The organism is Thiomonas sp. FB-6, assembly GCF_000377645.1.
Taxonomy (GTDB): Bacteria; Pseudomonadota; Gammaproteobacteria; order Burkholderiales; family Burkholderiaceae_C; genus Thiomonas_A.
In genome coordinates, this window is sequence record NZ_KB898471.1 from 662,155 (window position 1) to 688,503 (window position 26,349).

General features: G+C 70.6%; 24 protein-coding genes. 5 read left to right on the forward strand and 19 right to left on the reverse strand.

Going from position 1 to position 26,349, the window contains the following annotated elements:
• Window positions 1–5: 5 nt before the first annotated feature.
• From D466_RS20375 to D466_RS22625, 8 genes are all read right to left on the reverse strand, one after another.
• Window positions 6–1,427, reverse strand: coding sequence for a sensor histidine kinase (locus tag D466_RS20375; protein WP_018912245.1), 1,422 nt, complete (start codon window positions 1,425–1,427; stop codon window positions 6–8).
• Window positions 1,424–2,101 carry a response regulator transcription factor gene (locus D466_RS0103140; RefSeq protein WP_018912246.1) on the reverse strand — a complete coding sequence of 226 codons (678 nt, stop codon included), beginning with the start codon at window positions 2,099–2,101 and terminating at the stop codon, window positions 1,424–1,426. Before D466_RS0103140 ends, D466_RS20375 begins: the two co-directional genes overlap by 4 nt.
• 67 nt (window positions 2,102–2,168) lie before the next feature.
• On the reverse strand, window positions 2,169–3,209 hold the full coding sequence (locus tag D466_RS0103145) for an ABC transporter substrate-binding protein (protein ID WP_018912247.1): 1,041 nt from the start codon (window positions 3,207–3,209) through the stop codon (window positions 2,169–2,171).
• A gap of 55 nt (window positions 3,210–3,264) precedes the next feature.
• Window positions 3,265–4,149, reverse strand: a complete 885-nt coding sequence (locus D466_RS0103150; protein WP_018912248.1) for an ABC transporter permease — start codon at window positions 4,147–4,149, stop codon at window positions 3,265–3,267.
• The gene (locus tag D466_RS0103155) at window positions 4,146–4,982 is read right to left on the reverse strand and encodes an ABC transporter ATP-binding protein (RefSeq protein WP_018912249.1); all 837 of its coding nucleotides are present in this window, start codon (window positions 4,980–4,982) and stop codon (window positions 4,146–4,148) included. The genes D466_RS0103150 and D466_RS0103155 overlap by 4 nt, the downstream gene beginning before the upstream one ends.
• A 133-nt stretch (window positions 4,983–5,115) precedes the next feature.
• A complete protein-coding gene (locus tag D466_RS0103160) occupies window positions 5,116–6,642 on the reverse strand; it encodes a DcaP family trimeric outer membrane transporter (protein ID WP_018912250.1) in 1,527 nt (508 codons plus the stop codon).
• Window positions 6,643–6,969: 327 nt separating this feature from the next.
• Window positions 6,970–7,485, reverse strand: a complete 516-nt coding sequence (locus D466_RS0103165; protein WP_018912251.1) for a DUF1697 domain-containing protein — start codon at window positions 7,483–7,485, stop codon at window positions 6,970–6,972.
• A 45-nt stretch (window positions 7,486–7,530) separates the two neighbouring features.
• Window positions 7,531–8,280 carry a Crp/Fnr family transcriptional regulator gene (locus D466_RS22625; RefSeq protein WP_196803402.1) on the reverse strand — a complete coding sequence of 250 codons (750 nt, stop codon included), beginning with the start codon at window positions 8,278–8,280 and terminating at the stop codon, window positions 7,531–7,533.
• A 134-nt stretch (window positions 8,281–8,414) separates the two neighbouring features.
• On the opposite strand from D466_RS22625, the gene D466_RS0103175 reads away from it, so the two are divergent.
• Window positions 8,415–8,927 carry a hypothetical protein gene (locus D466_RS0103175; RefSeq protein WP_018912253.1) on the forward strand — a complete coding sequence of 171 codons (513 nt, stop codon included), beginning with the start codon at window positions 8,415–8,417 and terminating at the stop codon, window positions 8,925–8,927.
• 25 nt (window positions 8,928–8,952) lie between these two features.
• Entirely contained in the window at window positions 8,953–9,897 is a 945-nt protein-coding gene (locus tag D466_RS0103180) for an MBL fold metallo-hydrolase (protein ID WP_018912254.1), read from the forward strand.
• Between the two features lie 25 nt (window positions 9,898–9,922).
• Here D466_RS0103180 and D466_RS23115 read toward each other — a convergent pair whose 3' ends face one another.
• Entirely contained in the window at window positions 9,923–10,168 is a 246-nt protein-coding gene (locus D466_RS23115) for a GDCCVxC domain-containing (seleno)protein (RefSeq protein ID WP_081629800.1), read from the reverse strand.
• A gap of 173 nt (window positions 10,169–10,341) precedes the next feature.
• On the opposite strand from D466_RS23115, the gene D466_RS20385 reads away from it, so the two are divergent.
• Window positions 10,342–11,970, forward strand: a complete 1,629-nt coding sequence (locus tag D466_RS20385) for a diguanylate cyclase (protein ID WP_196803403.1) — start codon at window positions 10,342–10,344, stop codon at window positions 11,968–11,970.
• Window positions 11,971–11,996: 26 nt separating this feature from the next.
• Here D466_RS20385 and D466_RS0103190 read toward each other — a convergent pair whose 3' ends face one another.
• Both D466_RS0103190 and D466_RS0103195 read right to left on the reverse strand, forming a co-directional pair.
• Window positions 11,997–12,365, reverse strand: a complete 369-nt coding sequence (locus tag D466_RS0103190) for a hypothetical protein (RefSeq protein WP_156003931.1) — start codon at window positions 12,363–12,365, stop codon at window positions 11,997–11,999.
• 103 nt (window positions 12,366–12,468) lie between these two features.
• Window positions 12,469–14,106, reverse strand: a complete 1,638-nt coding sequence (locus D466_RS0103195; RefSeq protein WP_018912257.1) for a gamma-glutamyltransferase family protein — start codon at window positions 14,104–14,106, stop codon at window positions 12,469–12,471.
• 129 nt (window positions 14,107–14,235) lie between these two features.
• Between D466_RS0103195 and D466_RS0103200 the strand changes: the two genes are divergently transcribed.
• The gene (locus D466_RS0103200) at window positions 14,236–15,108 is read left to right on the forward strand and encodes a LysR family transcriptional regulator (RefSeq protein ID WP_018912258.1); all 873 of its coding nucleotides are present in this window, start codon (window positions 14,236–14,238) and stop codon (window positions 15,106–15,108) included.
• A gap of 7 nt (window positions 15,109–15,115) precedes the next feature.
• Here D466_RS0103200 and D466_RS0103205 read toward each other — a convergent pair whose 3' ends face one another.
• The 6 genes from D466_RS0103205 to D466_RS0103230 form a co-directional block, all read right to left on the reverse strand.
• Complete coding sequence (locus D466_RS0103205; RefSeq protein WP_156003933.1) at window positions 15,116–16,264, reverse strand: DUF945 family protein; 1,149 nt, start codon at window positions 16,262–16,264, stop codon at window positions 15,116–15,118.
• 160 nt (window positions 16,265–16,424) lie between these two features.
• Window positions 16,425–17,570: a DUF945 family protein gene (locus D466_RS22630; RefSeq protein WP_018912260.1), complete on the reverse strand. Its 1,146-nt coding sequence runs from the start codon at window positions 17,568–17,570 to the stop codon at window positions 16,425–16,427.
• A gap of 316 nt (window positions 17,571–17,886) precedes the next feature.
• Window positions 17,887–18,888, reverse strand: a complete 1,002-nt coding sequence (locus D466_RS0103215) for an alcohol dehydrogenase catalytic domain-containing protein (protein WP_018912261.1) — start codon at window positions 18,886–18,888, stop codon at window positions 17,887–17,889.
• Window positions 18,889–18,932: 44 nt separating this feature from the next.
• Window positions 18,933–19,703, reverse strand: a complete 771-nt coding sequence (locus tag D466_RS0103220) for an SDR family NAD(P)-dependent oxidoreductase (RefSeq protein WP_018912262.1) — start codon at window positions 19,701–19,703, stop codon at window positions 18,933–18,935.
• A complete protein-coding gene (hisD, locus tag D466_RS0103225; protein WP_018912263.1) occupies window positions 19,700–21,013 on the reverse strand; it encodes a histidinol dehydrogenase in 1,314 nt (437 codons plus the stop codon). Before hisD ends, D466_RS0103220 begins: the two co-directional genes overlap by 4 nt.
• A 49-nt stretch (window positions 21,014–21,062) precedes the next feature.
• Entirely contained in the window at window positions 21,063–22,463 is a 1,401-nt protein-coding gene (locus D466_RS0103230) for an MFS transporter (protein WP_018912264.1), read from the reverse strand.
• Window positions 22,464–22,768: 305 nt separating this feature from the next.
• Between D466_RS0103230 and D466_RS20395 the strand changes: the two genes are divergently transcribed.
• The gene (locus D466_RS20395) at window positions 22,769–23,785 is read left to right on the forward strand and encodes a LacI family DNA-binding transcriptional regulator (RefSeq protein ID WP_018912265.1); all 1,017 of its coding nucleotides are present in this window, start codon (window positions 22,769–22,771) and stop codon (window positions 23,783–23,785) included.
• A gap of 34 nt (window positions 23,786–23,819) precedes the next feature.
• Here the strand turns inward: D466_RS20395 and D466_RS20400 are convergent, their stop codons facing one another.
• Window positions 23,820–24,413: a thioredoxin fold domain-containing protein gene (locus tag D466_RS20400; protein ID WP_018912266.1), complete on the reverse strand. Its 594-nt coding sequence runs from the start codon at window positions 24,411–24,413 to the stop codon at window positions 23,820–23,822.
• Window positions 24,414–24,499: 86 nt separating this feature from the next.
• Entirely contained in the window at window positions 24,500–26,344 is a 1,845-nt protein-coding gene (gene pabB / locus D466_RS0103245; protein ID WP_018912267.1) for an aminodeoxychorismate synthase component I, read from the reverse strand.
• Between the last annotated feature and the right edge of the window lie 5 nt (window positions 26,345–26,349).

Consider the following 26,349-nt stretch of genomic DNA (forward strand, 5'->3'; position numbering starts at 1 on the left):
CCTGCTCATGTCGCTGTCCCCGGCTGCGTCGCCTTGCGGCCGGGCCCGCCCCCGCCCAGGGCCGCCCGCAGGCGCACGACCACTCGCAGGCCCCCCAGGCGCTCGCCGTCGCCGAGCTCGAGCTGGCCGTCGCAGGCCCGCACGGCCTCGCGCACGATGGCCAATCCCAGCCCGAAGCCGGCATCGTCTTCGCTCCCGCCCCGGTTGAAGCGCTCCAGCACCGCCTCGCGGTGGCGCGGCTCGATGCCCGGGCCGCTGTCCTCCACCACCAACTCCACGAAGTCGTCGCGCTGCAGCACGCGTACCTGCACCGCCCCTCCCTCCGGGGTGTAGCGCAGCGCATTGTCCAGCAGGTTGAACACGACCGACTGCAGCAAGGGCGCGTGGCCCATCACCATCGCCGATCCCTCGGGCGCATCCACCTCCAGTTCCAGGCTTCTGGCGTCGGCGAACAGCGCGAGCTCGGCGCAGCTGTCGCGCACGGCTTCCATCAGGTCCACCGGCGCCGCCGGGCTGCTGCGCATGTCGTGCGCCTCGGCCCGGAACAGCGCGAGCAGCTGATTGATCAGCAAACGCTGCCTTCGCGCGCAGCCCCGCATGGCCTCCAGGGTTTCGGCGACGTCCGGACCGATCCGGAAGTGGGCCAGCACGTCGAGTTGGGCGTTGAGCAGCGCCACCGGTGTGCGCAGCTGATGCGCGGCGTCCATGACGAAGCGCTTTTGCGCCGTGACCTGCTGGGTCAGGCGCTGCGCATAACCGTTGAGGGTGTCGACGATCGGCCGCAGCTCGCGGTGCAGTTCCTCCGAGGCGATGGCCGACAGATCATCCGGCGCGCGCCGCTGCACGCTGCGGCGCAGGCGAAGCACCGGACGCAGCTCCAGGGTGAGCCCCAGCAGCATGAGGCCCAGCGCGAAGGCCAGCAGCAGCGTTTCGCGCAGCAGGGTGGGGAACCACAACGCGTGCAGCAGGCGCTCGAAGCCGATGCGACCTTCGGCCACGCGCACGCTCACGCGCAACACACGCCCGCGGCGCCTGAGCTCGCGGGTCAGGGTGACCGCGCGCAACGGCTCGCCCGCGAAACGCAGGCTGCTGTATTCGACGCCGCGGCCCGGCTGTTCGGCGGCGGGAATGAGCCCGGGCCAGCCTGCCAGCACGTCGCCCGCGTCGTCGCGCACCTCGAAGTACACCCGGTCATGCGCGCTGCTGGCGAACATCTCCAGCGCGGCCAGCGGCGTGCTCGCCACCACGCCGCCGTTCTGCCAGCGCAGCTGCTCGGCCATGGTCTCCGCCGAGGCGAGCAGGCGCCGGTCCTGCTGCAGCGAAGCCGTGTCGTGCGCGGCACGCCACGACAGCCAGGCGCTGAGCGCCAGCGCGCCCAGCATGGGCACGAGCACCCAGACCAGCAGGCGAAGGCGCAGGCTTTTCATGAGGCGTCGGCCGCATCCTTGAGGATGTAGCCGAATCCCCGCAGGGTGACGATGCGGATGCTCGCCGCGGCGAGCTTCCTGCGCAGGCGGTGCACGTAGGTCTCGATGGCGTTCTCGCCCGCTTCGGCGCCCATCGGGAACACCCCCGAGATCAACCGGGCCTTGGGCACCACCTGTCCGTGCTGCATCAACAGCATCTCCAGCACCCGATGCTCGCGCGGAGTGAGCTCCAGCAGCTGGCCGTCCACGCTGAAGCGGCACTCCTGGATGTCGTAGCTCAGGTTCGCGCACTGCAGGCGCGACTGCGAGTTGTTGGCCGAGCGCCGGATCAGCGCCCGCACCCGCGCCACGAGTTCGCGCACTTCGAAGGGCTTGACCACGTAGTCGTCGGCGCCGAGATCCAGGCACTCGACCTTCATGTCCAGCGCGTCGCTGGCCGTGAGCACCAGCACCGGGATGCCCTCGCGCTCGCGCCGCAGGCGCCGCAGCACGGTCCGGCCGTCGGGGCCGGGCAGCTTCAGGTCCAGCAGCACCAGGTCGTAGCGGGCGGCCTGCAGATGCCACAGGGCCTGCTCGGCGTCGCCCGCGCAGTCGACCTCGAACAGGTCTTCCTGCAGCGCCCGGCTCAGCCAGCGCGCCAGTTCGGCGTTGTCCTCGACCAGTAGCAGTTTCATGGGGCGTCGATCGTGCCGCGGGCGTAACACTTGCGCAACGGGAGTATCCCGCCCGCGGCGCGATGGCTCAGCCGCCAGAGGCCTTGAGCATGGCGTTGGCCTTCAGCGCATAGGAGTTGTCGTAGGTCACCGCGAGGTCGACCGGCTTGTGGATCTTGCCGGCGAACTTCTCCACGGCCAGCACGGTCTGCGCGCCGCCCTTGGGCATGAGCCCGTCGGGCAGGAACTGCCCCTTGTCCTGGTCGAGCGCACGCACGTACTCGGCCTTGGTGGACAGCGGGTTGCTGACGAAGTCCTTGGGCAGGTGATCGGCGATCTGCTCGGCGCTGTGGGTGTGGATCCAGTGCATGGTCGCCACCATGGCGTCGACCACGTCCTGGGTCAGCTGCGGGTGGGCCTTGACCCAGTCGGCGCGGGCCAGCACCGCGGCGGTCGGCCAGTAGCCCCCCAGCCACTTGTTCACGCCGGCGCCGGTGGCCAGGTCGATGGCCGAGTAGCCCACGCCCATCTTCTCCACCGCGTTGACCGTCGGCTGGGTGGTCATGGCGCAGGCCACGCGCCCATGCTCCATGGCTCCGATCAGGGTCTGCCCGGCCCCCACGCCGACTCGCGTGAAGTCCTTGCTGCTCAGGTGGTAGCGCGCGGCCAGGTACAGGGTCAGGTCGTCGGTTCCGGAGCCCAGATCGGTCACGCCCACGGCCTTGCCCTTCCAGTCGGCGGGCGTGCGCACCCCCGAGGCCTTGGTGCACATCTCGCGCTCGCCAGGGGCGCCGCTGAGCTGGGCCACGTCCACCACCGCCTTGCCGTGCTGCTGGAAGTCGATGGTGTGCACGTACCAGGCACCGGCGAAGTCGACCTGGCCGGAGACCATCGCGTCCTCGGCCCCCACGCCGCCCGCCTGCTCGGTGCTCAACTCCATGTCCACGCCGTACTTCTTGAAGTAGCCCAGGTCCTGCGCGAGCTGGTAGGGCAGATAGATCTGCTTGTCGATGCCACCGACCATCATGGTGACCTTCGGCAGGGGCTGCGCCGATGCGTGCACTCCCGCCAGCGAGGCCACGCAGGCCGCGGCCGCCGCGAGTCGGAACGACAGGGTTTTCAGTTTCACGTTGCTCTCCTCCTTGGTGGCGGCGCCCGATTCCCGGGCGCCTTGAAAAATTGCTTCAGTCTCCGTGCACGCCATCACCGTGGGCCGCGGGCGGCTGCCAGCGCAACAGACGCCTTTCCAGCACTTCCATCAGTGCTTCGGCGCTCAATGCCAGCACCCCGATGAGGAACATCGCGCCGAACACGCCATTGGCGTCGAAGGTGTTCTGGGCGGTGGAAATGACCAGCCCCAGGCCGCGTTGCGCGCCCAGGAACTCGCCCACGATGGCGCCGATGATGGCGAAGCCCAGGGCCACGTGCAGGCTGGCGATGATCCAGGTCATCGCCGACGGGAACACCACGTGCCGGATCACCTGCAGGCGGCTGGCGCCCAGGATGCGCACGTTGGCCACGTAGTTGCGGTCCACGCTGCGCACGCCCTGGAAGGCGTTGAAGAACACCACGAAGAAGACCAGCACGGCGGCCAGCATCACCTTCGAGGGCATTCCCAGGCCCAGCCACATGACGAACACCGAGCCCAGCACGATGCGCGGCAAGGCGTTGACCACCTTGATGAAGGGGCCGAACACGTCGGCGAGATAGGGAATCTCCCCCAGCACCACGCCCACCAGGATGCCGCCGGTCACGCCGGCCGCGAAGCCCAGCAACGACTCCTCCAGGGTGACGCCGACCTGCAGCCATAGGGAACCGTAAGCGGTGCCATGCCGGAACCAGTCGGCCAGGCGCAGCACGATGCCCACGGGCGAACCGAAGAAGAAGGGATCGATGATCTTCAGCGCGGCCAGCCACTGCCAGCCGCCGAACACGACCACCACCGCGGCCAGGCGGCCCAGGTGCACGGCCAGGCGGCGACGCCGCGCCCCGGCCCGCGGATTCACGCCGGCGGCCTGCTCGGGCGCGGACTGCTCTACCGCCGGGGCGTCGAGGATGCCCGGGTTCATGCTGCGACTCCCGCCTTGGCAGTGCGCGCATAGGTCTGCTCGACCTCCTCGCGCAGGGACTCCCAGATCTGCTGGTACAACTCCAGGAAGCGGGGCTGGAAGCGGATCTCCTGCACGGCTCCGCGCGGGCGCGGCAGGTCCACCTCGAACACCGCCTTCACGGTGGCGGGACTGGCCGTCATCACCACCACGCGGTCAGCCAGGGCGATGGCCTCCTCGATGTCGTGGGTGACGAACAGGACCGTGGGACGCGTGCGCTCCCACAGTTCGAGTAGCTCGTGGGACATGATGGCCCGCGTCTGCACGTCGAGCGCGGAAAAGGGCTCGTCCATCAGCAGCAGCGAGGGCTCGTTGATCAATGCCGCGGCCATGCTCACGCGCTTGCGCATGCCCCCGGAGAGCTGGTAGGGATAGAAGTTCTCGAAACCGGCGAGCCCCACCAGGCGCAGCCAGTCGCGCGCGCTGTTCTCGGCCTGCCTGCGCGGCGTGCCGGCCAGCATGGGCCCCAGCGCGACATTCGCCAGCACGCTTTTCCAGGGCAGCAGCACGTCGTTCTGGAACACGAAGCTGGCGCCCTGCGCGATGCCCCGCACCGGCGCTCCTCCGACACGCACCTCTCCCGCGCTCGCGCGGTACAGCCCGGCGGCCAGGGTCAGCGTGGTCGACTTGCCGCAACCCGTGGGGCCGACCACGGCGCAGAACACGCCGGGTTCGACCTTCAACGTGACGTCGCGCATCGCCACCTTCTCCTCGCCGTCGCGGGTCACGAAACGCTTGGTGACGCCGCTGAACTCGACGCCGCCGCGCCTTTGGGTCCTCGCTGCCTGATTCATGGATTCCACACTCGATGTTGCGCGCCGCGCCCAGCGGACGCGGCGCAGGCTCTCTCAAGAAAATGCCGGGCCGCCCGAAGTTTTCTTGACCCCCACGGGAGGCGGGCTGGGCGCAGCCCGGCCCTGGGGGCGCTCAGAAATGCCAGATGCCGCCGAACTCCAGCCGGGAGGCGTTGGCGGGTGCCAGCCCCGTCGAGCTCTGGAAGGTCTTGCGACCCCACATGTACTCGACGCCCAGATCGACCGAAGGCACCGGCTGCTCGATCAGGTTCACGTGCACGGTCTCGGTCTTCACCGCGTTCTGCGAATCGGCCGGCAGGAAGGCTGCCAGCGATTGGTGATTCACGCCCAGTCCGATGTTGGAGCGCAGCTTCGAGCTCCACCAGTGCTGCGCGTACAGGGTCAGCCCGGTGTCGTTCTGCACGTCCACGGCCGCGGCGCCGGTGGGGTTCGCCGCGGTACCGTCGTTGACCGCCAGCACCGAGGCCACGTTGGCGCCGAAGTCGTCGGGCAGGTAGCGGCCGACGGCGCCGAACCAGGCCTGGAAGCCCCCGTTGTCACGCCCGTAGCCGCCGTGGCCGTCCGGCAGGTTGAGGGTCGCCCCGACGATGCCCCCGCCCGCCCACTTGGTCGTGCGCACGCCGTTCATGTCGGTAAAGCCCAGCTCGCGCACCAGTCCGGACAACTGGAAATGACCCCAGTCCCCGCTTTTCTGGAAATTCGCCGTCAGGTCGGGAAAGGGATTGGTCTTGGTCGCGACCTCGATGTTGTCCTGCGTGTCCTGGTAGCCCGTCTGCGGGTTCTCCAGCGCCAGGCCCAGCTGCGCGCCTCGCCGGAAGTGGAAGGTGTAGCGAACCTGCGGCGTGTGTCCGCCCGGAACGCCCGCGGGGCCCGCGTTGTCGAAGGTCTCGGCCTGGTCGGCGTCGTCGATGAAGTTGGAGTTGGCTTGCCCGAACAACCAGTTGCCCAGGGTGCCGTAGGCGTACACGATGCGCGCGCCCCAGTTGTTGTTCTGCAGCGCCTGGCCGTTGTCACCGCCCGGCGTGTAGCCGTAGAAATCCAGCGAGATGTTGGTGCCGATGTCGCCGTAGCTGCTCGGCGTGCTGGTGGTGACGATCAGGCGCGAAACCTTGTCCTGCGCATGGAAGGTGCGCTGGGACTGCGCGCGCGACACCGATCCCGGCGGCGTCAGGTTGCCGATGGCGAACTTGGGCCCCAGGTTCTCGGTCGGGTCGTAGATGCCCTGGAAGTTGACGAAGCCGCCGACATGCACCGAGGTCTGGCTGCCCGGCACGATGAACGAGCCGGGCATCGCGCCCTTGCGCAGGTACTGGGCCTGTCCGCTCATCGCCTCGGCGCGTGTCGGAGTCAGCGCCGGGCCCGTTGCCGCTGCGGCCGCGACGCTGGCCTGCACGCGCTGCTGGGCCTGCTCCAGCGCCTGCTGGTGCTGCTGCTCCTGGGCCTGTTGCGCCACCAGTTGCTGCAACCGGGCGTTCAACGCGTCGATTTCGCCTTGCAGCTGGTGCAATTGCTGGAGCTGCCCCGCGTGGGCCGCGGGGAGGGCCAGGGGCCCGATCAGCGTGGCCAGCACTACGCTGGCGAGGGTGCGCATGCGCAGCGGGGGAACCTGCGGCCGGCCTGCGGCAAAGCCTTGCTTCATCGATGTCTCCTTTTGGTATGGGCGCCGTGGCGGGCGCATTCCTCTTGCGAGGCGGAGCCATCGTAGAAATCGCTAGCTGGCAACTCGCTGGCAGCGCATGCCGCGATTTGCCCGAGTTTTCCCTAGGAGCCTGGGCGGCAGAGGGAGCCGTCGCGAAATTCGTCAGGGGCGAGGACAGTTCGGGGGCGGCGAGGAGCCCATAGTGGGCACTATGGGCGACGAGTCGACGCCGGAATGGACCGGCCCTGGCGAATTGCAGCAGGCTCGGCCTCTGCCGCCCGGGCTCCTCGTGCGCCTGGGCCGGCCGGCACCGGCGCCTGCGCGGCCTCAGGCGCGCGCGCAGCGCGCCACCGTGTCCAGGGTGCGCGTGGTGATCGCGGTGCCGAAGGCACGCTCGATGAGCTGCATGAACACCGGCCCCTTGGGCGTGGGCACATAGGCCGAGTACACCTCGCGGCCCTGCACCAGGAACACCGAGGCGAAGTCCCGGGTCAGGGGCAGGGCGACGCGAGGCTCGGCCGCCTCGCGCAGGAAGGACACCACGCGCCTGGCCTCGGGCGGGATGCCGTGGCGTGCGTACGGGTCCGCGGCGAGCAGCCCTCGCAGGTGCTCGACGGGACGCACGATGGCGGGAAAGACCTTGCCCAGTTGCGCGGCCATCGCCGCCTCGGCGAGTTGCTCCAGCCGGTGTTCGTCGTCCGCCGGCGCGTCGAAGGCGACGTTGCCGCTGCCAAGCACCGTGCGTACCTGCCCGAAGCCTGCCGCCTCGAAGGCGGCACGCAGCGCTGGCATGCTGGCGTTGACGGGGCTGACGCCCCGGAGAAAGGCAAGGTAGCGAGTCATGGTGCCCCGACAAGCCTGGCAGGCTGTTGAAATACCGAGGATGGTTCAAGCAGACCCGGTGGACGAACGGGTCCTTCGCCGGCGGGCGCCCGCATCAAGCCCGGGCGGAGTGGCGGGCGGTGACGAACTCGCTGGCTCCGATGCGCATTGCCGCGGGCGCCGACGCGCTGGCGCTTGCGGCTGCGTAGCCGCGCAGCGCAGTTCCGCGCCCTGCACGCTCAGCACGGCGTCACGCTGCAGCCGTGCCAGTGCGCGGTACAGGGCCTCCGGGGTGAGGCCCAGTTCGGCCGCCCAGGCGCGGCGCGTGGAGGGCAGCACCAGCACGCCGTCCCGGCCCTCGGTCTCGACGGCGTGCACAATGCGCTGCTCGGCGCTCCTGAGGCTCAGGCGTTCGCAGCGCAGGCGCGCCGCGCGCAATTGCCCGGCCAGGCGCGCGGCCCACCACAGCGCAAGCCCCGGGGTCTCCTGCAGGAGCTGCAGCAGCCGCGGGCGCGCGAAGCCCCAGACCACGGAGGCGCGGGCCGCCAGCGCGTCGCAGTGGTAGTGCCGCGCCTGCAGGCTGGCCTCGGCCACGAAGCCTTCGCGCACGCGTTGCAGGATCAGCGTCTGGCCCTGGAGAGAATCGCGTTGCAGCACGATCTCGCCGGATTCCACCCAATAGACGTGGGTGGGTGCGCTGCCGCCCAGAAACAGGCGATCCCCGGCCCGCAGATCGCTGCGCACGCCTAGGCGGCGCAGATGCTCGGGCCAGGCCTCGGCTTGGTCATGGGGGATCGGCGAGGGCGCGTCGGACATCGGGACATCGGGGAACAAGGGCGAGGGCTTCGGGCAGCGCGCCTCGCGCAACCGCGCCGCAAACATGATCGCGATCATAGGCTGAAGGCTCCCCCCGTCTGTAAGCTGCTTGCACCGAATTCCTGGAGCCCTCCGTGAAACCTCGCCTTTCGACCGTCCTGCCGGGCGGCCTGCTGTTGGCCCTCGCCCTCACCGGCGCGGCGGCCCACGACATGCCCATGCACCCGGGCTCGATGCCGCCGGCGGCCTCCACTGCGCTGCCCGCCGCGCCGCAGGCCGACGGCCGCGCCGAGGTGCGCTTTCCGCCGGAGCTGCGGCGGGAGGTGCTGGCGACCATGCGCATGCATCTGCAGGGGCTGGCCGAGATCCAGCAGGCGATGTCGCAGGGCCGGTTCGACGATGCGGCGCGCGTGGCCTCGATGACCCTGGGCATGTCCTCCATGCACGGCGACCAGGCGGAGCAGGAGGCGCGCTACATGCCGCCGGGCATGCGCGAGCTCGGTGCCCGCCTGCACATGCAGACGGGCGAGTTCATCCTGGCGGCCCAGGACGCGACCGCCACGGGCGACCTGCACAAGCCGCAGATGGTGTTCGGCCGCATGATGCAGACCTGCGTGGCCTGCCACGCGGCCTACAGGCTGCAGTAGCCCCCGGAACAAGGAGCGGACGGCCATGGCCCGGACCCTGCTGAAGTTGTTGCTGCCACTGGCCCTGTTCGCCGCGGCCCTGAGCGCACGCGGCGCGGTGCTGGACGTCGTGCCCGTGCGCGCTCAGGTCTACGCGCTGGTCGGCCCGCTGGGCCAGCGCGACGCGGCCAACGCCGGCGACAACGCCACCTTCGGCGCGGTGCTCACGCCCGAGGGGGTGATCCTGATCGACAGCGGCGCCGGCGACGCCGGGGCCCAACTCATCGCCCAGGCGCTGCGCGGCGTGACCAGCCTGCCGGTGCGCTGGGTGATCAACACCGGCAGCCAGGATCACCGATGGCTGGGCAATGCCTGGTTCGCCGCCCGCGGCGCCAGGATCATCGCGCTGCAAGCCACCGTCAGGGAGCAGCGCGCCCAGGCCGCGCAGGAAACCCAGGCGCTGGCGCAAGGGCCCGGGGCGGCAGAGCCTTCCCTGGCCCCGATGAGCAGCCCCGATCCGCTCGCGGGCGACGAGGCCCGGCTGGTGCTGGGCGGCGTACCGCTGGAGCTGCGGCGCTTCGGCCCAGGGCATTTTCCGGGGGATGCGGTGGTGTGGCTGCCCGGGCCGCGCGTGGCCTTCGCCGGGGACCTGGTGTTCGCGGACCGCATGCTCGGCCTGCTGGACAACGGCAGCCGGGTCGATCAGTGGGCACGCAGTTTTCACGCCTTCGAGTCGGCCCTGCATGCGCAAGTGATCGTGCCGGGCCATGGTCGTCCCTGCACGCCGGCGCAGGCCCGCGCACAGACCGGCGACTACCTGGACTGGCTGGTCCGCGAGACCCGTCCCGCCGCCGAGAATATGGAGGACCTGGAGCAGGCGGTCACGCGCATCGACGCAGCCACGCCGCCAGGCTTGCGCAAGCTGGCCAACGCGCAGGAACTCAACCGCAAGAACATCCAGCGCGCCTACCTGCAGTTCCAGATGCCCTGAGCCGGCAGCGGCACGCGGCGTGGCGTCAGCAGCAGCCCGCGCCCGGGGCGCGGCGTGCGTCCGCGGCGGCCGCGCGTTGCGCCTGCACCGGCGGGCACGGTACCGAACCGTAGGAACAGAACACGCAGCAATCGCCGGCCAGCGGACGCAACAGCCTGCGGCATGCCGGGCACTCGTGAAAGTACCGACATGCGTCGACCGGCATGGTCTCGCGGCTGGAGAAGCCGCAATGCGGGCAGCTCAGCACGGACTCGAGAACGATGGCGGACATGGCGTGTGCCGGGGGGCGAGTACCGGGCAGCATACGCCGCCCCGCCCCGCGCAAGCTCGCGCACACGCACCGGCACACGCGCCAGCGCGCAATCCCCCATGCGTTTGCGGGTACGCTCGTGGCAACATGGCAGCGCGCGCAGCCGCCCAGGCCCGCATTCCGACACCATGCCCTTGCGACGCCTCACCCTGACCGAGCGTGCCGCGCCGATTCGCTATGCGACGGCAAGCGCGATATTCATCGCAGCCCTCGCGCTGCGCTTTGCCGTGCTGCCCGTGGATCAGCGCGCCGGATTTATCACGTTCTATCCGGCCATAGTCCTTGTCTTCTATCTATGCGGCACCGGGGCCGGCGTGTGGGTGCTGGCGCTCAGCGCGGCCTGCGGCCTGTACATCTTCTACCCGCCGCACTGGGGGTGGACGCTGACGCCCACCTCGGCGCTGGTTGCGCTGTCCTTCGTCGGCTCCTCGCTGATCATCGCGCTGGTCATGCGCAGCCTGCAGAACACGAACGCGCGCCTGGGCGTGGCGCTGGCCCGCGTGGAACTCAGCGATGCGCGCTGGCGGGCCATGGTCAACGACCAGAGCGACGTCGTGCTGCGCTTCGACGAGCGCGGGGCCGTGCTGTTCGCCAACGAGACCGCGCAGCGCCTGTTCGGCGAGGCCGCCCAGCCGGGACGACCGGGCAGCTGGCAGCAGGCCGTGCACCCCGACGACCTGCCCGGGGTGCTGGAGCGCCTGGCCCGCATGAGCCCGGCCAGGCCCAGCGTGCGCTTCGACTGCCGCGTGCTCGACCTCGACGGCGAGGTGCACTGGATCGATTTCGTCGACCACGCCTTCCACGACGCGGCGCAGCGCCTGCTGGAGGTGCAGAGCGTGGGGCGCGAGGTCACGGAACTGACCGAGGCGCGCCAGGTGCTCGAGGGCGTGGTGCGCGAACAGCATGCCATGCTGCACAGCGACCTGCTCGGCATCATCAAGATCCGCAAGCGCGAGACCGTCTGGGCCAACTCGGCTTTTGAACGCATGTTCGGCTACGAACCCGGGGAACTCCTAGGCAAATCCACCAGGATCCTCTACCCCGATGCCGCCGCCTACCTGGCGCTCGGACGCGAGGCCTACCAGGTGCTGCAGGCGGGCGGAACCTACCGCGCCCAGGCACGCATGGTGAACAAGACCGGCGGCACCCTGTGGGTGGACATCAGCGGCACCATGCTGGTGCCGGAGCGCGACGAATCCCTGTGGATGATGCTGGACATCACCGCGCTGAAGGCCCACGAACAACGCATCGAGGCCCTGGCCTACCGCGACGTGCTGACCGGCCTGCCCAACCGTGCGCTGCTGCTGCAGCTGCTGGAGCGCGAGCTGGCCGCGCGTCGGCGCCTGGACAATGAACTGGCCGTGTGTTTCGTCGACCTCGACAGCTTCAAGCCCATCAACGACGAGCATGGCCATGACGCGGGCGACCACGTGCTGCAGGTGGTGGCCGAGCGCCTGCAGGAAAGCGTGCGGGGCAACGACATCGTGGCGCGCCTGGGGGGCGACGAGTTCGTCGTGGTGCTCACCCACCTGCCCGACTCGGTGGTGGTGCGAGATACCCTGCAACGCCTGCTCGAGCGGCTGCGCGCGCCGATCGCCCTGCCCGACGGCGCCCTGGCCTGCGTGTCGGCCAGCATCGGCGTGGCCGTGTGTCCCGGCGACGCCCAGAGCACCCAGGGACTGCTGCGCTGCGCCGACCAGGCGATGTACGAGGCCAAGGGGGCCGGGCGCGACCAGATGCGCTTGTACGCGCAGGTGGCCTGAAGCCGCGCGCGCGGCGGGCCGGGTCCTCAGACCCCCGAGGACGCGGCGCGCGGCGCCGAGGCCCGGTCCCGCGGCGGCGGCGCCGACAGCGAGCGGCCCAGCGGGAAGAAATGCCAGGCCACGCCCAGGACCGCGACCGAGCGCGGATCGCCCGGATCGATGCGGTACACCGAGAACAGCCCGAAGTTGCTGCGCCGCGTGTTCGACAGCAGGTACGAGCGTGTCAGGCCCGGCAGCAGGCCGGCAAAAAAGCCCACCGCGCCCGGAGCGTCCTCGAGCTGGGTGCGCGCGTAGGCCGCGAAATCGTCCAGCCCCGGGTTGCCCATCGCGAGCACGGCCACGATCACGGCGAGCACGGCGAGGATGCGAGGGGTCTTGGAAGCTGCGACTTTCATGGCTGGGACGGTCGGGGGTTGCGGCACGGCCGCGGGCGCGGCCTCGGCTCGACATTAGACCCCAAGGCGCGCCCAAGCCGGGCGCCAGCGCCTCGCGCCCCCTTCAGAAGCCGGCCGCGAGTCCGTCGCGCCGGGAGTCGCTGGCCGCGACGTAGCCGCGGTCCGCGTTGCCTTGCTCGAGGCGCCAGATGAACTGGCCCGAGCCGAAGTCCATGTACGGGTCCTCGATGGACTGGATCACGTGGCCGCGCGCCACCAGTTCGCGCGCGCAGGCGGCGTCCAGCGTGGACTCCACGTCGATGCTGAAGTCGCGGTTGACCTTCCAGCGCGGCGCGTCGCAGGCGGCCTGCGGCTGCTGCCCGTAGTCCAGCATGCGCACCAGGGTCTGCAGATGGCCCTGCGGCTGCATGTCGCCGCCCATGACGCCGAAACTCATCACCGCCTGGCGGCGGCCCTGAACCTCGCGGGTGAGGAAGGCCGGGATGATGGTGTGGAAGGGGCGCTTGCCCGGCGCCACCACGTTGGGGGAAGCCGGATCCATGGAAAAGCCGCAGCCGCGGTTCTGCAGCGAAATGCCCATGTCCGGCACGACCACGCCAGAGCCGAAGCCCATGTAGTTGGACTGGATGAAACTGATCATGCGCCCCTGCTCGTCGGCGGCGCTGAGGTAGATGGTGCCGCCCGCGCGCGGCATGCCGAAGCGGAAGGAGCTGGCGCGCAGCGGGTCGATCAGCTTCGCGCGCGATTGCAGGTAGGCGGGGTCGAGCATCTCGGCCGGGCTCAGTTCCATCGCCCGCGGATCGGCCACGTAGCGGTACACGTCGGCGAAGGCCAGCTTCATGGCCTCGATCTGCAGGTGCTGCGACTGCACGCCGTCCAGCGGCAGCGAGGCCAGGTCGAACTGTTCCAGGATGCCCAGCGCGATCAGCGCCGCGATGCCCTGCCCGTTGGGCGGGATCTCGTGCACGGTGTAGCCGCGGTAGTCCTTGGCGATGGGCTCCACCCACTGCGCCTGGTAGCCCCGCAGGTCCTCCAGGCTCATCGAGCCGCCGCAGGCGCGCGAGTAGGCCACGATGCGCTCGGCGATCTCGCCCTCGTAGTAGGCGCGCGGGCCCTGCTCGGCCAGCAGGCGCAGGCTGCGCGCATGCCCGGGCAGGCGCACGTGCTCGCCCACCTCCGGCGCGCGCCCGTGGGGCATGAAGGCCTGCGCGAATCCGGGCTGCTCGCGCAGCTCGGGGATAGCGGCCTGCCATTTGCGCGCCACGATGGGCGCCACCGCGTAGCCCCTCTCGGCGATGTCGATGGCCGGCGCCATGAGGTCGGCGAAGGGCAGCGAGCCGAACCTGGCGTGCAGGGCCTCCCAACCGGCGATGACGCCTGGCACGGTCACGCTGTCCCAGCCGCGCACGGGGCGCCTGGCCAGTGCGCCGTCCTCGCCGTAGCGCTTGCGGAAATAGTCCAGGTTCCAGGCCGCCGGCGCCGTGCCGGAGGCATTCAGGCCGTGCAGGCCCTCCCCGTCCCACACCAACGCGAAGGCATCGCTGCCCAGGCCGCAGGACACCGGCTCGACGACGGTGATCACGGCCGCCGCGGCGAGGGCCGCGTCGATGGCATTGCCCCCCTGCCACAACATGCGCAGCCCGGCCTGCGCGGCCAGGGGGTGCGAGGTGGACACCACGTTGCGGGCGAACACCGGCATGCGGGTGCTCGGGTAGGGGTTGTGCCAGTCGAAGTGGGTCATGACGCGCGGGGGATGGGGCCGGATGGAGGCGGCGGCGCGTCCCGCGCCGCCGCCCGACACCGGGATTATGGACAAGGGCTTTGCCAAAAAATATTAATATTTTGATGCGCACACTTCAGGAAAATTTGCATGATCTCGCTCCGCATGCTGCGTACCTTCCAGGCCGTGGCGCGCAGCGGCTCCTTCGCCGCCGCGGCCGAGCGCGTGGCCCTGACCCAGGCCGCGGTGAGCCAGCAGATGCGCGCCTTCGAGCAGGCCACCGGGCGCGAGCTGTTCGACCGGCGGGCGCGGCGCATCGCGCTCACCCGCGAGGGACGCGATACGCAGGAAAAGGTGGAGCAGATCCTCGCGCTGGTGCACGCGCTGCCCGCGCGCCCGGCCGACCCCATGAGCGGCAGCGTGAGCATCGGCGCCGTGGTGTCGGTGATCGGCGCCCTGTCCCTGGCGGTGGCCGAGCTCAAGCAGCGCCATGCCGCGCTGGAGGTGCGCCTGAGTTCGGCCCGCTCGGCCGAACTCGTGCAGATGGTGCGCGACGAGGAGCTGGATTTCGCGGTGGTGGTCGGCGATGCGGCCATCGGCCTGCCCGAGGCGCTGGCGTGGACCCCCATCTACGACGAGCCCCTGGTGCTGCTGGCCAGCTCGGCCACCTCGGGCCAGGATCCGCGCGACATCCTGCGCGCGCGCCCCTTCCTGCGCTTCGACCTGCCCGTACCCACCGGCGCCGTGGTGGACCGCGCGATGCGCGCCCTCGGCCTGCTGCCGGCCGAATACCTGGTGCTCAATTCCATCGAGACCATCGTCTCCCTGGTCGCCGGCGACGTCGGGGTCAGCGTGCTGCCCGAACTGCAGCGCGGGCACTGGCGCGAGAACCCCCGGCTGCGCGTGCTCCCGCTGTCGGACCCGCCCTACGTGCGCACGGTGGGCATGATCCACCGCAGGACCCATCCCCGCTCGGCGCTGGCCGGCGCGCTGGCGGCCCGGCTGCGCGCCGGTGGGGAGTAGCTGCCCGTCAGGCCCCCAGTTCCTTGCCGTTCATCGTCACCCGGCCCGGCTCGAGCACCACCCGGCTGACCAGATCCTCCTGCTGCTCGGCGAAGTAGCCCTGGCGCAACAGGGCTTGCCGCGCGGACGGCTCGAGCAGATTCAGGAGCGAGCTGGAAATGCGCAGATCCAGAGCGCCCTGGGCAGAGCGCAGCCAACGGCCTTCCGCCGCGCCCATCGCCGCGGGGGCGGCCTGCGCGCGCGGGGCCTCGGGTACCGGCAGCTCCACGTTGCCCGTGAGCGCGATGCGCCCCTCGTAAGGCTTGCTCATGGCCAGCGCGAAGTCCAGATTCTTGAAGGCCGCGCGCCCCGAGGGCATGCCCGAGGGATTGTCGGCGTAGCCGCTCTCCTCGAAATGCGCGGCGATCGTGACGCGCATGCGCAGGCTTTCGATACGCGCCTGCCCCAGCGGGCCGTCCACCACGGTGGGTTCGGAGTTCAGCTCCAGGGTCGAACTCGAATTGCGCATGCGGCCCTGCTCGGTGAAGGTCTCGCGGATGGCACCGACCTGGCCTTTCAGGGGCAGAGGTTCATCCATGCTGAACTTCAGCGCCGACCACTGCAGCGTTCCGCTGCTGCTGCCACCGGTGGTGTAGGAGCCCTTGTGGCTCATGCGCAATTGCGCGCCGTCCCAGTCCAGGAGCAGCGGCCGGGCCTGCGCCGGCATGTCCTTCGGCGACCTGTGGACGGGCAGCACATCGACGGCGAGGCGATCCAGATGGCCTTCGAGCCCGAATCGCAAACGGCATTGGAAGGGGCTGCGATGTACGTTCTGCGCGGCCATCCAGTCGCGCAGCGCCGACTCCGTCTCGAGATCCATGACCATGCGCACGCGCAGGACCGAGCCATCGAGTGCGGGACCTTGCGAGGCCTGGACCTGCACCGGAACGTTCAGCCACTCGGGCATGCCGGGAAACTCCAGCCTGGCCGTCGCCGTGGAGGAGAACAAGCCTCGGCGCACGACCACCTGACCCAGGCGCACGGTGGAGACCTGGGGATCCAAGGTCTGCGCCTGACGCATGAAGCTGTCGAACTGGCCGCCCGCGCGGTAGGCCACGGCGGAGCCCGCGCCGAGCAGGACCAGCACCGTGGCCGCGGCGATTGCAGGAATTTTCACGCAGCATCCTCGATACGCATGGCGCGCATCCGGGGAAGCCGGGGAGCACGCGGGGAACGGAAACGATGAGAGGGTTCTCTTCGTAACCCAGCTTAACGGGCGCTGATTAGCCCCGTCGCCGACTGGCTCTCTCCGCCTTCTCGCGGCGTCCCCCGCAAGCTCAACTGCCCAGCAGGTGCCCGTTGACCGTGACATGCCCGCCGCCGAACACGACGTGGCTTACCGCGTCGGCGCCCTGGCGCACGATGTAGCCGGCCGCCAGCAGTTTGTCCATCGTGGGCGCGGGCAGGCCCTGCAGCAGCGCGGCCGAAGCCCGCAGGTCCAGGGTCGCGCTGAGCTGCGCCAGCAGCGCCTGGTCCGCCTGCCGGATCTGCGCCAGGCTCATGCCGGGATGGAGCGCGGGCTGGCCGGGCAGCGGCATGTCCAGCTCGCCCTTGGCGTCGAGCTCGCCGGCGGCGGGTTCGCTCATCACCACCCGGAGGTCGAAGTCTTTCAGGCGCGTGCGGCCCACGCGCAGTCCGGAGGGGTTGTCGGCGAAGCCGGTCTCCGCGCGGTGCAGCGCCACGTCGCCCGCGGCGCTGACGCTGTCGATGCGCAGCCTGCGGCCCGGCAGATCGGCGGTGGTGGGGCCCATGTTCATCGAGAAGGTGGAATGCGCGTTGGTCTGGCGCCCGGTCTGTGTGAAGGTCTCGTCGATGGCGCCGATGCGCACATGCGCGCTGGCCGGCGCGGCGGCGTCGATGTCGACGGGAGCCCAGTGCAGTTCGCCGTCGGCGCTGCCTCCCCTGGCGTAGAAGCCGTGCACGCGCATGCGCAGGCGCATGCCTTCCCATGCCAGGCGCAGCCGCCCCTGGGCCAGCTGGGCGTCGATGGGGGTCAGGCGCATGGCCACGCGGTCGAGCTGGCCCGTGAGCCCGAAGCGCATGCGCACCCGGAAGGGATCCTGCGTGTCGTTCAGCGCGGCCAGCACCGCGCGCAGCGGCGTGTCGGCGAGGTCGCCCATGCGCACCTGCACGCGCAGCACCGAGCCGTCCAGCGCCAGGCCTTGCGAAGTCGTGAAGCTCAGCGGGATGCCCACGGGGTAGAGCCCCGCCGGCACGTTCAGCACGGCGCTGGCGCTGGACGAGAACAGCCCGCGGTGCACCACCACGCCCACCATGCGCAAGCCGGGCTCGCCCAGGTCCTGCTCGCTGGCGGCCCGCATCTGGTGTTCGAAACGCCCGCCGGCCCACCAGGACAGGCCGAGCGCCGCGCCGAGCAGCACCACCGCGGCAGCGGCGACGGCTGTCACGAATTTCACGGCCATGGCCGCCCCCTTGAGCTTCGTCGTTGTTGTGATCAAGCCTAACCCGCAACCGCTGTGTGCGATAGCCCCCCGGACCGAGTGGGCCGTGCGGTCTCGCGGGCCGCTCGGGACGCGGGGTCGCATTCGCGCCACGCCGCTCGCGAGGTGTCGGCACGCTGCCGCCACGCTTCCGATATGCTGGCCATGCTGAGTTTCCCACAACCATCCTGCACCAAGGTCTTCCAGGAACTCGGCTACCAGCCCGAGGAGGCGGGGGCCGCGCACCTGCTCGGGCGGACGCCCCGGTACCAATGCGAGTTCCGCCCCGCCGGGCCTTTCAGGGGCGCAGCACCACCTTGGCCGAGCTGCAGCGGCCCTCGGCCAGGTCGACAAAGGCCTGCTGGCCTTGCGCGAGCGCGCGCTCCTGCACCCAGGCCAGGTTCCCGAAGGCGCCGGCATGCAGCGCGGCGACGGTGGCGCGCAGGTCGGCCGTGGTGTAGGTGTAGGTGCCCAGCAGCGTGATCTCCGCCAGGGTCAGCTTGCGCATGTCGATCTCGCTGGCCCAGTCCTGCAGTCCCACGTGCATGACCACGCCCCCCGGCTTCACGGCGGCGAGAGCCTGGGTGCGCGTGACCTTGGCGCCGACGGCGTCGATCACCGCATCGAAGGAGGCCTCGGCGACGCTCCCGGCACGCGGGTCCAGGGTCTCGCATGCGGCGTGGCGCTCCAGCGCCTCGCGGCGCAGGGGGTTGAGCTCGGCCACCACCAGGCCGCGCACGCCGGCATGGCGCAGCAGCAGCGCGGCCAGCATGCCGATGGCACCGCCGCCGAGGATCAGCACGCGGCACTCGGAGAAGGGGCGAGTGAGCGCGCGCTGGGTCAGATGCAGCGCATGCCAGGCCGTGGCGGCGGGCTCGGTCAGCGCGGCCGAGGCGGCCGGCATGTCCTGCGGGATCTCGATGAGCGAGGACACGGGAAGGCTCATGGACTCGGCGAAGGCGCCCGGGCGGGTCATGCCGACCATGGTGCGGTTGCTGCACAGGTTGTTGCGCCCCTGCACGCAGTATTCGCATACGCCGCAGGTGATCAGCGGATTGCCGGTGTAGCGCCGCCCGGGAGGGCAGGCCGGATCGGAGGAGCGCTGCACGACTCCGACGAACTCGTGGCCCAGCACCAGCCCCGGCTTGCGCCGCGGGTCGTGCCCGCGCCAGGCATGCAGGTCCGAGCCGCAGATGCCCACGGCCTCGATGCGCAGCACGACTTCGCGCTCGGCGAGTTCCGGTTCGGGAACCTCCTGGAGCCGGAGCAGCTCGGGCTCGGTATAGACGAGGGCTTTCATGGCTTGCTTCCTTGGGCGGTGGGTATCGGGTCCAGCACTCACATCTAACGGGCCGTGTAGCCCCCGTCGATCATCAGGGTCTGGCCCGTGATGTAGGCGCTGGCGTCGCTGGCGAAGAACACGGTGGCGCCAAACAGGTCCTCCAGCCGGCCGTTGCGCCCGATGCAGGTCTGCGCGGCGTGCCGGCCCGCGAGTTCGGGATCCCGGAACACGGGAGCCGTGAGGCCGGTGGGGAAGAAGCCCGGGCCGATGGCGTTGCAGGTGATGCCGAAGGCCGACCACTGCTGCGCGATGGCCCGTGTGAGCTGCACGACGGCGCCCTTGGCGGCACCGTAGGGCGCGCTGTCGGCGAAGGCCCGGTAACTCTGCAGCGAAGCCACGTTCAGGATGCGCCCCCAGCCTCGCTCGCGCATGCCCGGGGCCAGGGCCTGGGTGAGAAAGAACGGAGCCGCCACGTGCAGGCCCATCTGGGTGTTCCAGCTGCGGGGGCTGACCTCGGCGAAGGGCTCGCGCAGGTTCACGCCGGCGGCGTTGACCAGGATGTCCACGCCCGCGCCGTTCATGCGCTCGGCCTCGCGCCCGGCCTGCAGCGCCCGCTCCGGCTCGGCCACATCGGCGGCCATCCATTGCGCGTCGATGCCGTCGGCGCGCAAGCGCTCGCAGGCGGCTTCCAGCAGGTCGGCACGGCGAGCCAGCAGCGTGACCCGGGCGCCGGCCAGGCCCAGCGCGCGCGCCATGGCCTCGCCGATGCCGGAGCTGCCCCCGGTGACCAGCGCACGGCGCCCGCCGAGATCGAAGCCGTGGGCCAGGTTCATACGCTCACCGCCGCGCCCAGGTCGAACTCCTGCCCGGGGTAGTACTTGGCCAGCCGGTCGTCGGCGGTGCGCGCGTGCGCCTCCATGCCCTCGAGGCGGGAGATGCGCGCGGTGATCTCGCCGATGTCCCGGGCCGCCTCGCGGGTCATGCGCTGCCAGGTCAGGGTCTTGATGAACTTGTGCACCGAGAGCCCACCCGAATAGCGAGCCGCGCCCTTGGTGGGCAGCACGTGGTTGGGGCCGCTGACCTTGTCCCCGTAGGCCACGGTGGTCTCCTCGCCCAGGAACAGCGAGCCGTAGCAGCTCAGGCGCTCCAGCCACCAGTCCAGCTCGGCGGCGTGCACCTCCAGGTGCTCGGAGGCGTAGCGGTCGGACACTTGCACCACCTCCTCGCGGCTGTCGCACAGCACGACTTCGCCGTAGTCACTCCAGGCGGCGCCGGCGGCCTCGCGCGCGGTGGGCGGCAGCTTGTCGATCAGCCCGGGCACCCGGCGCATGACCTCGTCGGCCAGTTCGCGCGAGGTGGTGAACAGCCAGGCCGGCGATTCGTGGCCGTGCTCGGCCTGTCCGACCAGGTCGCTTGCCACGAGCGCGGGATCCGCGCCGGCGTCGGCGATCACCGCCACCTCCGAAGGTCCTGCGAACACGTCGATGCCGACCTGCCCGAACAGCGTGCGCTTGGCCTCCGCCACGAACTTGTTGCCGGGCCCGACGATCACGTCGGCCGGGGTTCCGGTGAACAGGCCGTAGGCCATCGATGCGATGGCCTGCACGCCGCCCAGGGTCATGATGATGTCGGCGCCGGCTCGGTCGAAGGCATACAGCAGGTACGGATGCATGGGACCGCCGCGAAAGGGCCCGGAACAGGCGATGACCTGTCCCACGCCGGCTGCCTTCGCGGTGGCCACGCCCATGTAGGCCGAGGCGATGTGCGCGTAGCGCCCGGCCGGCGCGTAGCAGCCCGCCACGTTGACCGGCACGATGCGCTGGCCCGCGGTGACCCCGCGGTGCAGTTCCACGCTGAACTCCTGGATGGAGCGGCGCTGCGCCAGCGCGAATTCGCGCACCTGGTCGATGGCGAAATCGATGTCGCGCCGGACCTGCGCCGGCACCTCGGCGGCGCGGCGCCGGATTTCCTCCCGGCTCACCACGATGTCGCCCGACCAGGCATCGAGCTTGCGCGCGTACTCCCGCACCGCCGCCTCGCCATCCGTGCGGATGGTCGCCAGCATGTCGTCGACGACCCTGCGGGCGGTCGCGGTTTCCGTTTCCGGAGTCTTGGTCGCTTTCTTGAGATAGGTGATTGCCATGATGAGCCTTCAGGGGTTGATGCACGCAACCGCGGCCGCCGCGGCCGGGTCACTCCAGGGCCGCGGCGGCCGCGACCTCGTCGCCCTGCTCCTCCATGCCCGCGCCGCTGGGTTCCCAGGCGATGAGCAGGCTCGCGGCCAGGCCCAGCGCCGGCACCAGCAGCAGCAGCCCGACCATGTTGTAGAAGCCGAAGGAGGCCTTCAGCAGGGGAAAGAAATAGAAGCCGAGGATGCTGCCGATGCGCACCATGCCCTGGCCCCAGCCGGTGCCCACGCCGCGGATGCGGGTGGGGTAGGACATCGCCGCCATGGTCATGCCCTGCGCGCCCGGACCGAAGGCGTGGCCGAGGATCATCAGGCCCACCAGCAGCGCCTTGACTTCCACCGGCACCACGCCGTGAAAGCGGAACAGCCCGAACAGCGCGATCAGCACCAGCGAGTAACCGGCGATGGCCATGCGGCGCGAACCCATGCGGTGGGTGACGGCCACTCCGGCGGTGGCGCCGACGATGCCGAACAGGTTGAAGGCGATGGCGCCCAGGATGGCATTCAGGAAGGCCGTGCCGAACAGGGTCTGGGAGATCGTCGGCAGGTTGAAGCCGATGGCGAAGTACTCCATGCTCTGGGTGGCGCAGATCACCGACACCAGCAGCGTGCGCCGCATGTACGGGGCGCTGAAGATCTCCGCGAAGGAGGACTGCGGCCGGTGCGCCGCCTCGGGCCGGGCCGCGGCCTGCACGACCCGGGTGCGCACACCGTAGGTGGCCTGCAGGATCTTCGCCGCCTGCTCCAGGCCCAGGTTCTGCGCCGCCCACGGGGCGCTTTCCTTCATGTACTTGAAGCGCAGGATCAGGATGGCCAGCGCCGGAACGGCCCCGAAGCCCACGGCGACCCGCCACAGTTCGTCGCCGAATCCCATGAAATAGAAGGGCAGGATCACCAGCCCCGTGCACGAGGCCGCGACGTACCACATGAGTTGCCACAGGTTGATGCCCGCGCCGCGGCGGCGCCGGTTCACGAACTCGGCGATGAAGCTCAGCGCGACCGGGAAGTCCAGGCCCACGCCAAGGCCCATGAGAAAGCGGAACAGCAACAGCATGGGCAGACTCACCGAGGCCGCGGCCCCGATGGCCGACAGCACCAGCAGCACCAGGTCGACCAGGAACATGCGGTAGCGCCCCACCTTGTCGGTGGCCTTGCCGCCCCAGATGGCCCCGATCAGCGCGCCGAAGGCCATCATGGCCGTCACGCTGCCGAGCTGGAAGGGCGTGAGCCCGAAGGTCTGGCGCAGCGCGGGCACGCCGATGCCCAGGCTGGTGAAGTCGTAGGCATCCACGAACACGCCGCCGAGGGCGATCAGGATGATCAGGGTCGTGGACTTCGCGCCGGGGTGCTGGTCGACGAAGTCCGAAACGTCCCTGGCGCTTCGAATGGTCAATTCCTGGGTCATGGTGTCTCCTTCCGGGGTGGTCGGGGGGGTCGGCGCCTTCGGCGCTCTGCTGCGCGGTCCACAATGGAAGCGCTTTCATTTGATCCTAGACGTCGCTCCGGCGCGATGTCAACAGGGGATTCCACAACGCGCCGCAGCGGCCGGCACGGCGTGTTGCACGCTGCGCGCACGGCATCTAACTACAAGCCATGCGGGGACTTTTATACTGGTGAGTCCCCGCGCGAACGCATGCACCGCAGCGCCCCCGCAGGGACCCGAAAAGTCCCGAAAAATGCAATCGCTTGCAATTCACCTGCCGACGGACCATGGACCGGACCACGCCCAAGCTCAGTGACGTGGCGCGCATGGCCGGGGTGTCCGAGGCCACCGCTTCGCGCGCCCTGTCCGATTCGCAACTGGTGCGCGAAAAGACCCGCCTGCGCGTGGCCCACGCGGCCGAACTGCTGGGCTATGTCGCCCACGGGGCGGCGCGTGCGCTGGCCTCGCGGCGCAGCGGCACCATCGGGGCGGTGATCCCCACGCTGAACAACGCGATCTTCGCCACCTCGGTCAACGCCCTGCAGCAGTTCCTGGCGCAGGCCTCCTACAGCCTGTTCCTGGCCTCGCACGAGTACGACCCGAAAACCGAGCTGGAGCTGACGCGAAGGCTGATCGAGCGCGGCGTCGACGCGCTGGTGTTCGTGGGCACGGACCACGACCCCGCGCTGTTCGCGATGCTGGACAAGTTCCGCGTGCCCTACGTGCTCACCTGGGCCATCGACCGCGAGCAGCGCCACCCCTGCATCGGTTTCGACAACCGCGCCGCGGCCATCGAGGTGGCACGCCACCTGCTGGACCTCGGGCACCGGCGCTTCGCCATGATCTGCGGCATCGGCGAACACAACGACCGCGTGCGCGAGCGCGTGGCCGGCGTGCGCGACGCACTGCGCTCGCACGGCCTGCAACTGCAGGAGCACGATCTGATCGAGAAGCCTTACTCCTTCGCCGCAGGCGACGAAGCCATGCGCGAGTTCATGCGGCGCCCGCAGCGCCCGACCGCGGTGATCTGCGCCAACGACGTGCATGCCATCGGCGCGCATTTCGCCTGCGCGGCGCTGGGGGTGGAGATCCCGCGCGAGGTGTCCATCACCGGTTTCGACGACATGGAGATCTCCTCGCTGCTGCGCCCGCCCCTGACCACCATGCGCGTGCCCAAGGCCGAACTCGGCTGCGCCGCGGCGGCCTACCTGCTGGAGCGGCTCAAGGGCGGCGAGGCGCCGCTGCCCGCGGCGCTGCAACTGCAGTGGATCCAGCGCGGCACCACCGCGCCGCCGCCGCGCTGAGCCGGCGCCCGGCCGCCTCCGGCCGGGCCCTGCGTCAGGGCGCCGCGCAGCCGCCGGCGGCGGTCACCGAAGCCGCGCCGGCCACCACCGTCGCCAACTGGCCCTTGTCGATGCCCCGCAGCAGCGACGGCGTGGACTGGCCCTTCTTGCACACCAGCAGCGTGGGCGTGGCGACCTGGCCGCCGGCCTTGAGGTTGTCCAGGTTGGTGCGCAGCGTGCGGTCGGTCTCGAAACTGGGCTGGGCCACGGGGTAGCCGCCCTCCTCGGCCAGTTCGTTGAAACCCGCCTCGTTCTTCTCCCAGGCGGCGGCCGGGTCGGCCGACTGCAGGATGCCGGCGGCGCGGCCTTCGCTGTCGGGCTTGAGGAAGGCCACCAGCACCACGTGCACGCGCAGCTTGCCGGCGGCGATCAAGGGCGCGCTTTCCTTGCTCAGCTGGTTGCAGAAGCGGCAGTTCGGGTCTTCGAAGGCGACGATCAGCGGGCCCGCCGTGCCGACCGTGAAGCCCTTGGTCTGCAGGGCCTGGCGCGCAAGCTTGGCACCCGCGGCGGCATCGGCGGCGTTTCCGGGCTGTGCCAAGGCCACTTCGGCGATGAGCAGGCTGGCGAGCAGGAGAAGGAGTCGTTTCATGGGAGGGATCGGGATTCCTTGATGGACCGCAAATGATAGGCGGCGCCCCGGCCAGGTGTCCCGACTGGCGCAAGAACTTCAGGGCTTCAGGGCTTCGCGTCCTGCCAGCGCAGCTCGAGCGCACCGCGCAGGCTGTTGAGAAACCACACGCTCTTCGCGGCCCGCAGGTGTTCCACGGTCAGCACGGCCTCGTGCAGGCGCCCCTGCTCCAGCCATTCGCGGCGCAGGCAGCCGTCGAGCAAGCCGCAGTCCAGCGCCGGCGTGAGCAGGCGGCCGTCGAGTTCCAGCGCGAGGTTGCCGCGGGTGAACTCGGTCAGTTCGCCCTGCTCGTTGCGCAACAGCACGTCGAACAGCCCGGGGTGCTCGGCGGCCGCGCGTTCGTACACCTGCCGGCGCGTGGTCTTGTGGAACAGCCAGACCTCGTCCCGGGACACGGCGAAGCCGGCCAGCGCGAACAGCGCGGGCTTGCCGTCCAGGCCCTCGGGCAGCGGCGCCAGGCTGGCGCGCAGGCGGCCGCGTGCGTCCAGCAGCAGGCGCAGCCTCGCGCGAGCGCCGGGGGCGCCGGCGGCGGCACTGCGCAGGCACTCGCGCCAGGCGTCAAGGCGCACGGGAAAGCCGAAGTAACGCGCGGAGGCTTCCAGGCGTGCCAGGTGCAGCGCCTCGCGCAGCGCGACGCCCTGTTCCACGCGCAGGGTCTCGAGGAGTTCGAAAGGCCGGCTGTCGCGCTGCAGGAAGCGGCTCTTGACCAGCAGTTCCGCGTATTCGTCCGCGGGCGTGGAGTCCCACACGATTCCGCAGCCCAGGCCGCAGCTGGCGCGCCCGGCGCGGCTGTCCACGGTGACGGTGCGGATGGCCACGTTGAACACCGCGTCGCCGCCCGGGCGCAGCAGGCCCAGCGCACCGCAGTAGGCACCGCGCGGATCGGCCTCGTGCGCGGCGATCCAGGCCATGGCGCGCACCTTCGGCGCGCCCGTCACCGAGCCGCAGGGAAACAGGGCGCCGAAGATCTCGGCCAGCCCCAGCCCCGGGCGCATGCGCGCGGTGACGGTGGAGCGCATCTGCCACACGGTGGGGTGGCGCTCCACGGCGAAGCGCTCCGGCACCTCGACGCCATGGGGCTGCGCGATGCGCGAAAGGTCGTTGCGCAGCAGGTCCACGATCATCAGATTCTCGGCGCGGTCCTTCGCGGATTCGAGCAGTTCGCGCCGCAGGCCCTCGTCCTCCCGCGGATGGCGCCCGCGCGGGCGGGTTCCCTTCATCGGGCGCGTGGTGAGCAAGGCGCGGTCGCGCCGGAAGAACAGTTCGGGCGAGGCCGAGACGATGCGATGACGCCCCAGGTCCAGGTAGGCGCAGTAGCCCGCCGGTTGCGCGGCGCGCAGCCGACGGTACAGCGCCAGCGCGCAGCCCTCGAAGGGCGCCTGCAGGCGCAGCGTGTGGTTCACCTGATAGCACTCGCCACGGCCGATGGCGCGGCGGATGCGCGCCACCTGTTCCTCGAAGCGCGCGCGCTCGGGCTCGGCGCGGAACTCCGGCGCGGTGTCGGCGGCTGCGCCGGCACCCTCGCCGGGCGCGGCCTCGGGTAGCGCCTGCGAATCCACGCCGGGATCCGCCGAGGGGATGGCCTCGAAGGCCTCGGAGGCCTCCTCGGACGCGCCGCCGAGCAGACGGGGCCGGTCGTGCACCGCGAACCAGGCCAGCGGCAGCGCTCCGCGCGGCTGCACCCGCAAGGCCGGGTCGAAGGCCGGCGCCGCCTCGTAGGCGACCATGCCCACCACCCAGGCGCCGGCGTCCGCCTGCTGCTGCGCGGCGCGCAGCACTTCGGGAACCTGGGACAGCGTGTCCGCGCGCAACACGGCCCGGGGCTGGCCGAATTCCAGGCGGGTGCGCGCGCCGCCGGCTTCGGCGAAATCGACGATGGCGCTCGGGCGCATGCTGG

Coding starts and splice junctions, on each gene's coding strand:
- D466_RS20375 (WP_018912245.1), bottom strand. CDS start 1,427: ATGAAAAGCCTGCGCCTTCGCCTGCTGGTCTGGGTGCTCGTGCCCATG.
- D466_RS0103140 (WP_018912246.1), bottom strand. CDS start 2,101: ATGAAACTGCTACTGGTCGAGGACAACGCCGAACTGGCGCGCTGGCTG.
- D466_RS0103150 (WP_018912248.1), bottom strand. CDS start 4,149: ATGAACCCGGGCATCCTCGACGCCCCGGCGGTAGAGCAGTCCGCGCCC.
- D466_RS0103155 (WP_018912249.1), bottom strand. CDS start 4,982: ATGAATCAGGCAGCGAGGACCCAAAGGCGCGGCGGCGTCGAGTTCAGC.
- D466_RS0103160 (WP_018912250.1), bottom strand. CDS start 6,642: ATGAAGCAAGGCTTTGCCGCAGGCCGGCCGCAGGTTCCCCCGCTGCGC.
- D466_RS0103165 (WP_018912251.1), bottom strand. CDS start 7,485: ATGACTCGCTACCTTGCCTTTCTCCGGGGCGTCAGCCCCGTCAACGCC.
- D466_RS22625 (WP_196803402.1), bottom strand. CDS start 8,280: ATGTCCGACGCGCCCTCGCCGATCCCCCATGACCAAGCCGAGGCCTGG.
- D466_RS0103180 (WP_018912254.1), top strand. CDS start 8,953: ATGGCCCGGACCCTGCTGAAGTTGTTGCTGCCACTGGCCCTGTTCGCC.
- D466_RS23115 (WP_081629800.1), bottom strand. CDS start 10,168: ATGTCCGCCATCGTTCTCGAGTCCGTGCTGAGCTGCCCGCATTGCGGC.
- D466_RS0103190 (WP_156003931.1), bottom strand. CDS start 12,365: ATGAAAGTCGCAGCTTCCAAGACCCCTCGCATCCTCGCCGTGCTCGCC.
- D466_RS0103195 (WP_018912257.1), bottom strand. CDS start 14,106: ATGACCCACTTCGACTGGCACAACCCCTACCCGAGCACCCGCATGCCG.
- D466_RS0103200 (WP_018912258.1), top strand. CDS start 14,236: ATGATCTCGCTCCGCATGCTGCGTACCTTCCAGGCCGTGGCGCGCAGC.
- D466_RS22630 (WP_018912260.1), bottom strand. CDS start 17,570: ATGGCCGTGAAATTCGTGACAGCCGTCGCCGCTGCCGCGGTGGTGCTG.
- D466_RS0103215 (WP_018912261.1), bottom strand. CDS start 18,888: ATGAAAGCCCTCGTCTATACCGAGCCCGAGCTGCTCCGGCTCCAGGAG.
- D466_RS0103220 (WP_018912262.1), bottom strand. CDS start 19,703: ATGAACCTGGCCCACGGCTTCGATCTCGGCGGGCGCCGTGCGCTGGTC.
- hisD (WP_018912263.1), bottom strand. CDS start 21,013: ATGGCAATCACCTATCTCAAGAAAGCGACCAAGACTCCGGAAACGGAA.
- D466_RS0103230 (WP_018912264.1), bottom strand. CDS start 22,463: ATGACCCAGGAATTGACCATTCGAAGCGCCAGGGACGTTTCGGACTTC.
- D466_RS20395 (WP_018912265.1), top strand. CDS start 22,769: ATGGACCGGACCACGCCCAAGCTCAGTGACGTGGCGCGCATGGCCGGG.
- D466_RS20400 (WP_018912266.1), bottom strand. CDS start 24,413: ATGAAACGACTCCTTCTCCTGCTCGCCAGCCTGCTCATCGCCGAAGTG.
- pabB (WP_018912267.1), bottom strand. CDS start 26,344: ATGCGCCCGAGCGCCATCGTCGATTTCGCCGAAGCCGGCGGCGCGCGC.